Source organism: Mycobacterium sp. E136 (assembly GCF_001666865.1).
Taxonomy (GTDB): domain Bacteria; phylum Actinomycetota; class Actinomycetes; order Mycobacteriales; family Mycobacteriaceae; genus Mycobacterium.
Window position 1 is genome coordinate 1 of sequence record NZ_LZJE01000047.1, and the last position, 13,175, is coordinate 13,175.

General features: G+C 62.6%; 9 protein-coding genes. 2 read left to right on the plus strand and 7 right to left on the minus strand.

Annotated features, from left to right (window positions below; all coding sequences use genetic code 11):
• Positions 1 to 98: 98 nt before the first annotated feature.
• Positions 99 to 602, minus strand: coding sequence for a hypothetical protein (locus A5698_RS03530; RefSeq protein WP_068293383.1), 504 nt, complete (start codon positions 600 to 602; stop codon positions 99 to 101).
• Positions 603 to 661: 59 nt separating this feature from the next.
• Here A5698_RS03530 and A5698_RS03535 point away from each other — a divergent pair, with 59 nt between their 5' ends.
• On the plus strand, positions 662 to 1,162 hold the full coding sequence (locus tag A5698_RS03535) for a UCP032817 domain-containing protein (RefSeq protein WP_068293384.1): 501 nt from the start codon (positions 662 to 664) through the stop codon (positions 1,160 to 1,162).
• Between the two features lie 76 nt (positions 1,163 to 1,238).
• Here the strand turns inward: A5698_RS03535 and A5698_RS03540 are convergent, their stop codons facing one another.
• From A5698_RS03540 to A5698_RS03565, 6 genes are all read right to left on the minus strand, one after another.
• Complete coding sequence (locus A5698_RS03540) at positions 1,239 to 1,631, minus strand: AMIN-like domain-containing (lipo)protein (protein ID WP_068293386.1); 393 nt, start codon at positions 1,629 to 1,631, stop codon at positions 1,239 to 1,241.
• A gap of 143 nt (positions 1,632 to 1,774) precedes the next feature.
• A complete protein-coding gene (locus A5698_RS03545) occupies positions 1,775 to 2,200 on the minus strand; it encodes a hypothetical protein (protein ID WP_068293389.1) in 426 nt (141 codons plus the stop codon).
• Between the two features lie 70 nt (positions 2,201 to 2,270).
• Positions 2,271 to 3,524: a cytochrome P450 gene (locus tag A5698_RS03550; protein ID WP_068293392.1), complete on the minus strand. Its 1,254-nt coding sequence runs from the start codon at positions 3,522 to 3,524 to the stop codon at positions 2,271 to 2,273.
• 256 nt (positions 3,525 to 3,780) lie between these two features.
• On the minus strand, positions 3,781 to 3,993 hold the full coding sequence (locus A5698_RS03555; RefSeq protein WP_156670597.1) for a hypothetical protein: 213 nt from the start codon (positions 3,991 to 3,993) through the stop codon (positions 3,781 to 3,783).
• A gap of 233 nt (positions 3,994 to 4,226) precedes the next feature.
• The gene (locus A5698_RS03560; RefSeq protein WP_068293400.1) at positions 4,227 to 5,852 is read right to left on the minus strand and encodes an efflux permease Rv1217c-related protein; all 1,626 of its coding nucleotides are present in this window, start codon (positions 5,850 to 5,852) and stop codon (positions 4,227 to 4,229) included.
• Positions 5,849 to 6,661, minus strand: coding sequence for an ABC transporter ATP-binding protein (locus tag A5698_RS03565; RefSeq protein ID WP_084792236.1), 813 nt, complete (start codon positions 6,659 to 6,661; stop codon positions 5,849 to 5,851). Before A5698_RS03565 ends, A5698_RS03560 begins: the two co-directional genes overlap by 4 nt.
• Before the next feature lie 942 nt (positions 6,662 to 7,603).
• Here A5698_RS03565 and A5698_RS03575 point away from each other — a divergent pair.
• On the plus strand, positions 7,604 to 13,175 hold a 5,572-nt coding region (locus A5698_RS03575), incomplete at its 3' end, for a non-ribosomal peptide synthetase (RefSeq protein ID WP_068293406.1).

The window sequence follows — 13,175 nt, forward strand, 5'->3', positions numbered from 1 at the left end:
CGCGGCACTGACCGCCTGAACCGATCACCACGAAGAATCACACGACGACGTCGTACACCACGCCCCTGGACTTGACCCAGGGGCACTTTTTGTGTGTATTACTGCGGTTGATGGCTGACATTCGGTCTTCGGGTGATGACTGACAGTGTTTCGGCTGATGGTTGACAGTCACTTCGGCTGATCCTTGACTCTCCCTGCGCGTCGGCTCGTCGTTTTCGCAGGTCGGCCGGACGCATGACGTCATCACCATGCTCCGCCGACCGGTGGACCCGCGGGTTCCCCCGGTACATCCCCTGATATGCCGACAGACCGATTTCCCACCGCGCGCGAATTTTGATGGACCGATTGGCTCCAGACGGGAGCCGCACAACCAGGAAGGTCCGCACCATGAAAGACACGAAGAACACCACCCAGACGGTTACCATCGGCAGGCTCACCATCGAGAGCCCCGCACTGCGAACCGCCGGCGCCTTGTGCATGCCCGTAGCGCGCGCCGCATGCAATTTCTGCATAGTCCGGTGAATACGTCGGCGCTCGAAGGTCGGCTTGAGGGCGCGTTGGCGTTCGACGCGGCCTACGTGGTCGATCGACTCGTCCGGCATCGGGTAGCAGTCACCCCGATGGTCGCCGAGCAGCTTTCACCGAGGCAAAGAAGTAGCTCGTGCTGTGCGCGGCGACTCCGGACAAGTCGTTCGGCATGTTCTCGGCGATGGTCGACGAGGCGTGGCACGCTTTCGTCCTCTTCACGATCGAATACACGGAGTTCGGTCATCGCTATTTCGGGGACTACATCCAGTATGCGCTCGCCGGCGAACGTGGAAGCATCGAAACGGCGGGAGCGGGTGGCGGTCCTCGGGAGGCGGCTTCCTTCGACGAATTTCGCCGGCGATACGAGGAGCTTTTCGACCACCCCTTGCCCGCCGTCTGGTACGACGCCGAAAGCGTCGCTCCGTCGAGCCGGGTCATCAACGACAAGGCCGGGCAATTGACTGTCGTCGTCGACGACCACACCCTTCACCTCATCGACGACACGGGAGACACCGTTTTGTCGGTTAACGAATTTGCCACCGCAGCAGTGGATTTCAGCGTCCACACCCACGACTTCTACGTGCGCGAACTTCCGGGTGGGTTCACCGCGGAAGAGAAAGTCGGTCTGATCTAATCGCTTGTCCGTCGGGCCTCGCACGCCTAACGCCCTAAGGGGCTCAGTCTGACACTTCGCAGCGGGTACGAGAGCGTCAGTGTTCGACGTCGACCACCAGGCGGGGTGGATCCGCAAGGACGTCGACGCCAAATGGCGCCTCCCCCCGCATGCCGGCAACCCACGTCAGAACGGCCTCGAAGTCGCCCGCCGACTTCAGCTCCGTAACCGTCGCTGTGTCACCGGAAACGGTGTCCGGACCGAAGTAGGTGCGCTCACCGCCATCCCATCCGGCAGCCGTCGCGGGCCTGAGGCTGATCTGCAACATCTTGGTTGCGCCCGGAAACGGGATCTCCTCTCCGGACGCATCCATGTGCGCCGGCAGCGGCCGATATCCGACGGTGTAACCGGGAACCCGATCGGTGAACTCGAAGACCAGTCGATCCGAGAACTCGCGGCGGGCAATCCTCACCGCACTGAGATGCGCCATCGCGCCTGGCCTTTCCTCCTTCACATCCGACCACCCATGTGCGGAAGGGGGTGCTGCCGTGGGGCTGGACGTGGGTGCGGGCGTCTGGTTTCTGCATCTGCCGGTCGCCCGCCTGTAGGCGATGACCTCATCGACTGGCTTGGTCAGGTCGAACGCGAAGTAGCCATCGGGTGCCACCAACCATTTCCCGCCCTCGTAAACGACGGTGAACTGGAGAGGTTCTCCGCGTGGTTGGCGCGAACGATGGCCCGAACGTCGCTATCCATCCTCACACCGATCATCGTGAGCGGGACATCGCCTGTGCCCGTGCCACATTCTCGGCTGAGGATGACGTAATCGGCCTGGCTGATCCCGCCTTGAATCTGAGCGCTCATCATGAGCCAGGCGCCGTCCAAGTCGCCCGCTGCTTGACGATCGGCCCACTCCTGCGCTGCGGCGGTCGCCGCCTCCAGGGTCCGAGGGTCGTCTCCGACCAACAGCGACGGCCAGGTCGACGGGTCCGGCAGCTTCGTGCCGCATCCGGTGAGGACCGTCGCCAGTAAGACGATCAGGATCGCGCAGCGGCGCATCCTCGAAGGTTAGCGATGATAAACCGGATAGACATCGGGGAGTCGCACTCCCGATACCGTCGCCTTCCCGTCAGGACCGTAGATGCGTGAACTCGAGGTGCAACTCTTTGAGGCGTCTGAACAGAAAAGTGCGGTCCCACTTCAGCCGACGATCGCCCGCCGGACCATGCTTGCGCTCTGCGAGCCGAATATCAGCCATGCGATCGAGAACTCGCTCCAAGGTCAGCCGTGCTTCCATGCGCGCGATCGGTGCACCCGGGCAAGTATGGATACCTCGACCGAACGCGATGTGCTGCAACACGTTCGGACGATCAAGTCGGAACTCATCGGGCTTCTCGAACCGTCGCGGATCGCGATTCGCGGCCCCATTCATCACGAGTATGCTCGTACCGGCTCTCACGTCGACATCGCCGATCCTGGTAGTGCGCCGTGCCATCCGGAAGTTCGACTTGATCGGACTTTCGAAGCGAAGCAACTCTTCGATGAACGCTGAGATCTTTGGGCCGTCTGCCCTCAATTCCTCTTGCAGATCCGGTCGCTCCGCCAGCAGCAGCATCGCGTTGCTCATGAAGTCGACCGACGTGCCATGGCCCGCGGCGAACATGAACGTCGCGACGCGGGCAACGTCCATCGCGCTGGGTGTCGTGCCGTCGGGGAATTTCGCCAACGCAAGCTCGGAGAGGACATCGTTGCGCGGTTCACGACGCCGCTCCTCGATGTACTCGACGAACCATTCTTCCCTTGCGCCAACGAAGTCGCGCCTTTCACCTTTGAGTCTGCTAACCGCGGCAGCGCTTCGGAACCGCTCGAGATCGCCCTCCGGTACGCCGAGCAGGTGGGCGATCGCTACCACTGTGAAAGGAAAGCTGTAGTCGAGGACGAACTCGCAGCTGCCGTTCTCAATGAAGCAATCGAGCTGCTCGTCGGCGAGTCGCCACAGGAAGTCGGCGTTGTGCTTCAGCTGCTTGGGGGTGAACAACTTGCTCAGCAACGAGCGGTGCGCGGTGTGCTTGGGCGGGTCGAACGTTATGAAGTAGTCGCCGAACGTCACCTTGTGGCGGTGCCGCTCGATCACCTCCGAAATGTCATCGGTAGCGGTGTTGACCGGGATCCCCGACCAGGGACCGCTCACGATGTTGCACACCGACAGGTTCTGGTCGGGGTCGCGTTGCACGGCGACCGCCTCGTCGTATCCAGATACCATCACCACGCCGTGCGCCGGCTCGCGCTGTACCGGACAACGTCGCAGCGCGTCGTAGTAGTCATAGGGATCATCGACGAGCGAGTTGTCGGTGAAAAAGTCGAGGTTCTCGAGATCGCTCACGCCACCCCCTCAACGCATATAACGATGTTAAGCGCCAGGCGAACGAACGCAATGGTGACGGACGGATGGTGATAACCCCTTGCTTGCGGCCGCGGCCCCCCGAATACCGCGATTCGATGCCGACGGCGCGGGGCCCGCATCAGCTCCGGTCGCCGGCATGGCGGCTAGCCATCGAAGTCCATTTCGCCAGACGCACCCGTCTGCTGACAGCTGGTCCTCCGGGACGAGTCGGGCGGACCCTTGTGCCTTCCGGCGGCTATTGCACCTTGCGGGCGATTCGGGCGCGAGGGGGCGCACCCTGATTCACTTCGACGTACAAATCATTGGCCCGCTTCTGTTCTGCTGCAAGCAATTCCAGGGCGGTAACCGCCCGCTTGAGAAGTTCGAAGGCGTCCTCGACCGTCTCCTTCATTTCTCCGAAGACCGGTATAAACCCCATGTGGATTCCTCCTGGTGCGAGCCGCAACATCGGGCACCTTCTGAATGGCGTTTGCTGCTCCGACCATGGTAAGTCAGTCTGGATCGCCTCGTTGCCGGTTCGCGACCCACGGTCCGGTGGCGCGGGGCGAGGCCGCCCGCCGAGCGGGAGGACGCTGACGACGTGGCCCGGTCACAGTCGCGCTGAACCGCCGGACTCGCAGCATCGCTCGCCAGGGCGTCAGCTGTTCTGTATGTCGCGAGGTGGCGGTGAGATTTGTCATCTCAATTTGCTGTGTCGCGCCTGACGAACCCATACGCGCCGAGGGCGGTCAAGCCGACGCCGATTAGCAGCAAAATCGCGGTGGCGAGCCCATCAAACAGCTTATCAGGGCTTGCGGTGAGGTGCGTCCAGGGCGACAGATCTGCAACCCAGTCGGGAGGGTTCGTTGTCTGCGCCGCCACATTCAGCAGGTATCCGCCAACGAGTGGAAGTGCACCGAGAGCACCGACCGCGGATGGGAACCACCCGACGCCCACAGCGGCGGCGCCCACGGCGAGCAGTGCCACGGGAATGAAGGTCGTGGACCCGGCCAGTGCGTGGTTCAACTGGACCGGAGCGCCCGTCGTCACGGCGCCGCACCACAGGGCGACGGCCGCCGAGCCATGCAGGGCGGCGACCCCGACAGCGATCACCGCCGTCTCGGCAGATATCAGACGTATACGGGGAATGGGCTGGGCGAGCACCAAGGCCAATCGACCGGCCTTCTCGTCGGCGACCATCACGACGAAACGCCTTGTGGCGTAGAGCCCCGTCGCGATCGCGAGCACTCCGAACAGGGCGGCCGCGAACGCATTCGCAAGGTCGTCCCCGCCGGTTCCGGCCGCCGCAGCGAGTTCCTTGAACCGGGGTTGGGTCTCGACCAGGTCCAGAATCGAGGCGAGCAGCGCTCCGGCCACGAAGAAATATGCCGCGATGCCTGTCGTCCACCAGAGCATGCTCCGCGCTGTTCGGCGAAGAGCGAACCCCTCGACCGACCCCAACAGCCGAGTTCGCGGCGGACGGCTCACCGGCGCTGCGATGATGCCGCTCCCCAGATCGCGACGGTGTGCTGCGACGACGGCCGCTCCGCCGAGCGCCATCGGGTATGCGATCAGCACAACGAGGGGCAGGATGCGATTCTCCGCGTACGGTGCCGCGCGGGTGGTCAGGCCGAATGGCGTAGCCCATGCGAACCAGGCGAATCGATGCGACCCGTCGGCGATCATGCGCAAGGCAAGTGCCAAGCCCAGAACCGCGGTGGCCAGCCCTATGGCACCAGGTCGCCAAGGCACCGTCTGGGCTGCAAGCACGGCCATCGCCGCGAAAGCCAGGGCTGTGCACGTTATCCCGCCCGCGTACAGCAGAGTGCCAGTCACCTCGGTACGTGCTGCCAAGAGGCCCATTGCGACAGCCACACCGATCAAGGCCGCGGATGCAGCGAGGGCAGCTAGGCAGCGGACGAGGATATCGGCCATGCGCAGTCGCCCCGCGAGAAGGAGTTCCCATCGTCCTTCGTCTTCTTCACCTCGAGTGAGGTGTGTGGCGGCGAAGATAATCCATACGCTCGCGAGCAGCGCCACTGGTGTCGCGGTGCGCCATACGGTGAAACCACCCGGATCGTCGAGAGCGACCGGTGGTCCGGACAAAACTCTGACGGCGGAATTCTCGGCAAGGGCTTGCAGGCCAGATTCATCGAGCATGTTTCCGATCGGTTGATATTGGCTGGCAACCCACGCCGACATCGCCGCACAGGCGGCGGCGACCATCAATGCGCCGCGGCGAACCTGCCGAACGGCGAGCCGAGTCATCGCTCGCCCTTGCTCCGATTGCGGCTTGTCGATCACCGAACGGGGCGGGGCGGTGGTCATCGCCCCTCTCCGTAATACGCGAGGAAGATCTCTTCGAGCGTTGGTTCCCGCATCGCGAGTGCGGTGACGTCGGCGTCCCCAAGCGCTCGAAGCGCACCTGCCGGTGATCCGGTCAGGTTGAACCGCAGCCTCTCTCGATTCAGATGCTCGACATTGGATACGCCGGCGACACCTACAAGAGAGGGCTGGATGCCGCGATATGACACTTCGACGACGGTCCGGCGTAGCCGCCGTAGATCGGCGATGGTGTCGACTTCGACGAGGCGCCCCGCACGGAGAATACCCACTCGATCACAAACGGCTTCTACCTCGGCCAGCTGATGAGAGCTGAGAAACACGGTTTGGCCCCGCTCGCGTGCTTCTGCGACACAGCCACGAAACTCCCTCTCCATCAACGGATCCAGGCCACTCGTTGGCTCGTCCAACACCAGAAGCGGGGCTCGTGTCGCGAATGCCGCCACAAGGGCTACCTTCTGCCGGTTACCGGTCGAGTACGTCTTGGCCTGCTTGTGGACGTCCAAAGCGAAGCGCTCGACCAACTGCTTCCGATAAACGACGTCGACGCCAGGGCCCAGGCATCCCAGCAGTTCCAGGATCTCAGCGCCCGTCAATCTCGGCCATAGAGCGACATCAGCGGGAACGTACGCCATGTGGTCATGTGATCGACGAACATCCGTTGCGGCACAACCGAATATCATTGCACTGCCAGAAGTCGGTCGGATCATCCCGAGCAGCAGGCGGATCGTCGTCGATTTTCCGGCCCCGTTGGGGCCCAGGAAACCGAACACTTCGCCGGGCAAGACGGTCATCTCGAGGTCTTCGACGGCCACGACACGTCCGAACCGTTTGGTCAGGCCGTGGACATGAATAGCTGGGTGGTGACCGGAAACCACACCCAGAAGGGTAAGGCAGCCGTGGACGCATTCTCCGGTGTTTTGTTGTCGCGATACGTCGCGTCCCCCGCGGAAACAGACTTGTTCTGCGGATAATGGTCCTGTTCTCCACTTCCTGCGAGCCATTTTTCGGTGTGTGCATCAATCCGCCGTTTTCGGAACGCCGCAGCGATACCGTCCCCGTCCGTTCCCCCGAATGTGAATCACGGTTTGCCAGGATGTGGCCCGCGTGCGGCGGGTTGCGCCTCGAACCGGCCGCGGGTCGGCGTTGTCGGACATCGCAATCGGGTCGCCGCTTTCGGCCTCGTGGTGCTTTGCTGATTCCGCAGCGCGCGGGGCGCGGCTATTCGCTGAGCGATTTATCTTGCATTGGTGTCAAATTTGTCGAGAACGATGCGATGAAGGGCGTAACTGATGCTAGTCGCGCTAAGTAGGACCGTTGTCAAGTAAATCGCAGCCCGGGAGATGGACCGGAAACGAGGTCTTATGCAGAGTTACTGCCCGCGGCCTGGGACTCAGTTGAAAACTTTGCCTAAACGGAGGACCGACCTCCGGAGGAACAGTAGGGTCTGTATCGACTGGTTCAAGTCATGTTTGCGATGGTCTGGAGCACGATGAGCGCTGACCGGCTCGACGATGGTGGCGGGAACTCTGCCGTCCTGGCAACGGACCAGGGGCACAGTTGCGGTCGGACGTCGATGCTCGTGGACGCGTGGCGGTTCATTCACGGCGATGCCGAGCGCACGCCGTTTCGGCGCCACTCAATGAAGAAGAGGCTGACTTCAGCCACTACGCCGGCACGAAACCAAGCATTCGGCTGAGCTTCTGATCAGTCGACCCTCTCGGGTGGGGAGTGGGATGGAACTGGAAAACCGGGCTTTTCCGCTTACGCGGGGACAGTTGGACATCTGGCTCGCTCAGGAATCAGGCACTTTTGGGGTTAAGTGGCAGTTGGGCGAGCTCGTCCGCATTGAGGGGGAGATTGATCCCGGCCTGCTCGAGCGGGCAATCGTACAAGTGGTGCAGGAGGCGGAACCACTTCGAGCCAGCTTCTTCAAGGTGGGTGACCACGTTTTCCAGGAGCTGGTTGACTACCCCGAAGTACCGCTCGCTCGCTACGACCTCTTGAGCTCAGAGAATCCTGCCCAAGACGCCCTTCGGCTGGCTTCGTCGATCCAACAGACGTTGATGCCCCTCAGCGGACCATTATTCAAATTCGCGTTGCTGCACACTCGGGCAGACGAATTCTATCTGTTTGCGTGCTGCCACCACATCGTGGTCGATGGGATCGGCCTGACACTGATCTGTCACCGAATTGCGGATATATATTCCGCGATGGCCTGGGAGGAGCCTATTCCACCCGCCTTCTTTGGGTCGCTGAGCGACCTGATTGATTGCGAGACAAATTACGAATCCTCTGCCGAATACCTCGATGATTACGCCTACTGGATGAGAAATCTTCCCAAGGATGACGGGCCGCGTCATCGGATGCAGGCCGAAGCAGGTCGTAGCGATGAGCCTTCCGCCCCCATTCGCCTGGACCCTTCGGTGGTCGCCGGTATTCAAGCGTTGTCAGAGACCCTGGGTGTGCGTCGCGTCTCGGTGATCACTGCGGCCTGCGCGCTTTTGGTGCGCGCGTTCGAGACCGAGAGCGCGGAGGTCGTGCTGGACTTTCCCGTCAGTAGACGTGTGCGCCCTGAAATACAGATGGTGGCCGGAATGGTCAGCGGATCGGTGCCGCTGGTATTGAAGGTTCCGCCCGACTTGTCAATTGCCGACTTCTGCGTTCGAGTCCACACGAGAATGGAAGAAGCACTGGAGCATCAGCGATTCCCAGTGCACTCCATCGATTACCGGGCGAGTCTCCGCGGCTCCGGCCAGGCCTCGAATCGTGTGGTCATCAATTACATCCCCGCCAAACACACCGGGCATCTTGCGGGCGTTGCCGCGACGGGAACCTTGACTCACGCCGGCCCGGTCGAGTTCGGGTTGGTCTTCTTCAAAGATGGCGATGAGCTTTTCCTCAGCACGGTGGGTGCCGGACAGGCCTTTCCGGATTGCGACGTCCGGGATCTAGTCAAGCGTTTGGAGCGCGTGTTGGCGGCGATGGCCGCTGACCCTGAACGACCGTTGTCTTCGGTGAGTGTGCTCGATGACCCCGACAAGACCCTGCTGTTCGAATTCGGTAACCGTGGCGTCTTGGCTCAGCCGGAGATCCCTCCGTTGTCGATCCCCGCGCTGTTCGCCTTGCGGGTGGCCCAAAGCCCGGACGCGATCGTGATGAACTTCGACAGCCTTTCATGGACCTACCGGCAGCTCGACGAGGCCACGAATCGGTTGGCGAATCTATTGGCCGCTCAGGGCGTTGGCCCGGGTCGGTGCGTAGCGCTGCTCATCCCGCGATCGGCCGAGGCGATCGTGGCGATCATGGGTGTGCTCAAGACGGGAGCGGCGTATCTGCCGATCGATCCCGCATCGCCGGCGGAACGCATCGACTTCATGGTGACCGATGCCGCGCCGATAGTCGCGCTCAGCACGGCAGCCCTCGCCGACAGGCTCGGCGCAAGCGGTCTACGCGTGATCGATCTCGACGGTGCCGACGTCGAGGTCCAGTCCGGCGCTCCACTGTCGCCGCCAGCTGCTGACGAAATCGCCTACCTCATATACACCTCTGGGACGACCGGTGTGCCCAAAGGGGTTGCCATTACCCACCACAACGTGACCCAGTTGTTGGCTTCCCTCGATGCGGGTCTACCGGCCAGGGGAGTGTGGGCGCACAGCCACTCGTTGGCGTTCGATGTTTCGGTGTGGGAAATCTTCGGTGCGCTGCTCGGCGGGGGGCGTTTATTGGTGGTGCCCGATGCGGTGGTGCGCTCACCCGAAGATTTCCGACAGGTGTTGGTCACCGAAGGGGCCAGCGTGCTGACCCAGACCCCGTCAGCGGTGGCGAATTTGTCGACCGAGGGGTTGGAGTCGGCGGCTTTGGTGACGGTGGGCGAGGCCTGCCCGATCGATGTGCTGAACAGGTGGGCGCCGAACCGGGTCATGATCAACGCCTACGGTCCGACCGAAACCACGATGTGTGTCGCTGTCAGCGCGCCGTTGAAGGCAGGCTTGCCGGCCGTACCGATTGGCTACCCCGTTCCGGGTGCGGCGTTGTTTGTTCTTGATGGGTGGTTGCGCCCGGTGCCAATTGGTGTGGTCGGGGAGTTGTATGTGGCCGGTGCTGGGGTGGGGGTCGGCTATCTGGGACGTCCGGGGTTGACCGGTTCGCGGTTTGTGGCGTGCCCGTTTGGCGGTGTTCGGGGCCTCAGCGAAAGAATGTATCGCACAGGGGATTTGGTGCGATGGCGCCCTGATGGGCAGTTGGAATATCTGGGGCGTGCCGACGACCAGGTCAAGGTGCGCGGGTATCGCATCGAGCTCGGTGAGGTCCAGGCGGCCCTGGCGGCTCTGGATGGGGTCGAGCAGGCGGCGGTAATCGTGCGCGAGGACCGCCCCGGCGATAAACGTCTTGTCGGTTACATAACCGGCACCGCGGACCCGGGTGAGATCCGTACTGCATCGGCCGAGCGGTTGCCGCCCTACATGGTGCCGGCCGCGGTGGTGACGTTGGAAGCCTTGCCGCTAACGGCCAACGGCAAACTCGACTCCCGCGCCTTGCCCGCGCCGGAATCTCAGAATGTCGGTCGATATCGGGGTCCTGCCAATGCGGTCGAGGAGATCCTGGCCGGCATCTTCGCTGACGTGCTGGGCACAGAGCGGGTCGGGGTTGACGACTCGTTCTTCGATCTGGGTGGGGACTCGTTGCTGGCGATGCGCCTATCCGCGGCGGTCAACACCGCACTGAATGCCGACGTCTCTGTCCCCAAGGTCTTCGACACGCCCACGGTCGCTCAGCTGGCGGGCAGCATCATTGTGGGATCACGTCGGGTTCAACCCTTGACGCCGATGGAGCGGCCCGCTGTCGTGCCGCTGTCGTATGCCCAGCAACGGTTGTGGTTCATAGACCAGCTGCAGGGACCCTCGCCGATGTACAACATGGGGGCGGCGTTGCGACTACGCGGGCGGTTGGATGCGCACGCGCTCGGGAAGGCGTTGGCCGACGTGATAGCGCGGCATGGGAGCCTGCGTACCCTGCTTCCGGCGCCTGACGGAATTCCTCGGCAGCTGGTGATTCCGCCTGAGCGGGCTGACTTCGGATGGGAAGTCGTTGACGCCAGTGATTGGCCGGCACGTCGCGTCAGCGAGACCATCGGCGCGACAGTGCGCGAGGGATTTGACCTGAAGATTGAAATTCCGTTGCGGGCGGTACTTTTCCGTGTCACTGATGATGACCACGTCCTGGTGACCGTGGTGCACCATATCGCTGCCGACGGATGGTCGATCGTTCCCCTCATCAGGGATCTCGGCATCGCCTACACCAGCAGGATGGCCGGAGTCGCTCCCGACTGGGAGCCATTACCGGTGCAGTATGTGGATTACACGTTGTGGCAGCGCAGTTTGTTGGGTGATCTCGAAGACGCCGAGAGTCCGATCACCGCGCAGGTGGCCTATTGGGAGGAGGCGCTGGCCGGTCTGCCCGAGCGGTTGCAGCTGCCCACCGATCGGCCCTATCCGCCGGTGGCGGATCAGCGCGGCGCGAGCCTGGTGGTGGACTGGTCTGCCGAGTTGCACGAGGAAGTTGCGCGCGCAGCGCGCGAGCACAATGTCACTAACTTCATGATGGTTCAGGCCGCTCTAGCGGTGCTGCTCTCGAAAGTGGGTGCCAACGCCGAGGTCGCTTTTGGGTTTCCGATCGCTGGACGGCGCGATCCCGCACTGGCCGAGCTGGTCGGCTTCTTCGTCAACACCCTCGTGCTGCGCGTCGATTTGACCGGCGATCCCACGGTGGCCGAACTGTTGGCACAAATCCGTCAGCGCAGCTTGGCGGCTTTTGAGCATCAGGATGTGCCGTTCGAAGTACTCGTAGAACGGATGAATCCGACCAGGTCGCTGGCGCATCATCCCCTAATACAGGTGATGGTGGGGTGGCAGTTCGCCGGTAACAGCGACCCCGCCGCGGAGCTGGCGCTGGAGGGCCTGCAGGTCACGTCGATGCCAGTCGAGACAAACACTGCTCGAATGGATTTGGCGTTCGCCCTGGGGGAGTCGTTCAGCGCGGACGGTTCGCCGGCGGGCATCGGAGGCACGGTGGAGTTTCGTACGGATGTGTTCGACGCGGCCAGTATTGAGTCGCTGATCGAGCGTTTCCGGCGGGTGTTGACGGCGTTGACCGCAGACCCCACTCGGCGGTTCTCATCGATTGATCTGCTCGACGCAGAGGAGCGCGCCTGGCTCGATGAGATGGGTAATCGTCAAGCATTGAGCACGTCGACCGCCCCCGTTTCGATTCCGGAATTGTTCGCCGAGCAGGTGGTCCGCACGCCCGATGCGATAGCCATCACATTCGAGGACCGATCGATCACCTACCTGGAGTTAGATCAGCGGGCGAGCCGCTTGGCGCATCTGCTGGCCAGCCGTGGAGCTGGGCCGGGAGAATATGTGGCGCTGCTGTTTCCGCGTTCGGCCGATGCCATTGTCTCGATATTGTCCGTACTCAAAACCGGGGCAGCGTACTTGCCGATCGACCCGACGCTGCCGGCGGCGCGGATTGATTTCATGATGACTGATGCTGCGCCGATCGCGGCGGTCACGACGCCAGCTCTGCGCAATCGGTTCGACCGATGCCACGTGGAGATCATCGAAATCGATGACCCGCGGATCGACGACCAGCCTGCTGGCGCTTTACCAGCTCCAGCGCCAGATGATCTGGCGCACATCATCTACACCTCGGGTACCACGGGCGCTCCCAAAGGCGTGACAGTCACCCACCGAAACGTCTTGCAGCTGTTCGACTCTCTGGATATCGGTGTGGAGTTGGCGCCCGATCAGGTGTGGACGCAATTCCACTCCTATTCCTTTGATTTCTCGGTGTGGGAGATCTGGGCCGCACTGTTGTTCGGTGGCCGGCTCGTGGTGGTGCCCGACTCGGTGGCCCGTTCGCCCGAAGACTTTCAAACATTGTTGGTGACTGAGCACGTCAGTGTGCTGGCACAGACACCCTCTGCGGTGGGGATGCTTTCGCCTGAGGATTTGGGCTCGGCAACGTTGTTGATCGGGGCGGAGCCTTGTCCGCCGGATGTGGTTGATCGGTGGGCGCCGGGCCGGGTGATGCTCAATGTTTATGGTCCGACTGAGACGACGATGTGGGCTGCCAAAAGTGCGCCGTTGCGGGCTGGTTCGGGGGTGCCGCCGATTGGTGCGCCGGTGGTGGGGGCGGCGTTTTTTGTTCTTGATGGGTGGTTGCGTTTGGTGCCGGTGGGTGTGGTGGGGGAGTTGTATGTGGGTGGTGGTGGGGTGGGGGTTGGTTATGTGGGGCGTCCGGGGT

Coding starts and splice junctions, on each gene's coding strand:
- A5698_RS03560 (WP_068293400.1), bottom strand. CDS start 5,852: ATGACCACCGCCCCGCCCCGTTCGGTGATCGACAAGCCGCAATCGGAG.
- A5698_RS03540 (WP_068293386.1), bottom strand. CDS start 1,631: ATGGCGCATCTCAGTGCGGTGAGGATTGCCCGCCGCGAGTTCTCGGAT.
- A5698_RS03555 (WP_156670597.1), bottom strand. CDS start 3,993: ATGTTGCGGCTCGCACCAGGAGGAATCCACATGGGGTTTATACCGGTC.
- A5698_RS03545 (WP_068293389.1), bottom strand. CDS start 2,200: ATGCGCCGCTGCGCGATCCTGATCGTCTTACTGGCGACGGTCCTCACC.
- A5698_RS03530 (WP_068293383.1), bottom strand. CDS start 602: ATGCCGGACGAGTCGATCGACCACGTAGGCCGCGTCGAACGCCAACGC.
- A5698_RS03565 (WP_084792236.1), bottom strand. CDS start 6,661: ATGACCGTCTTGCCCGGCGAAGTGTTCGGTTTCCTGGGCCCCAACGGG.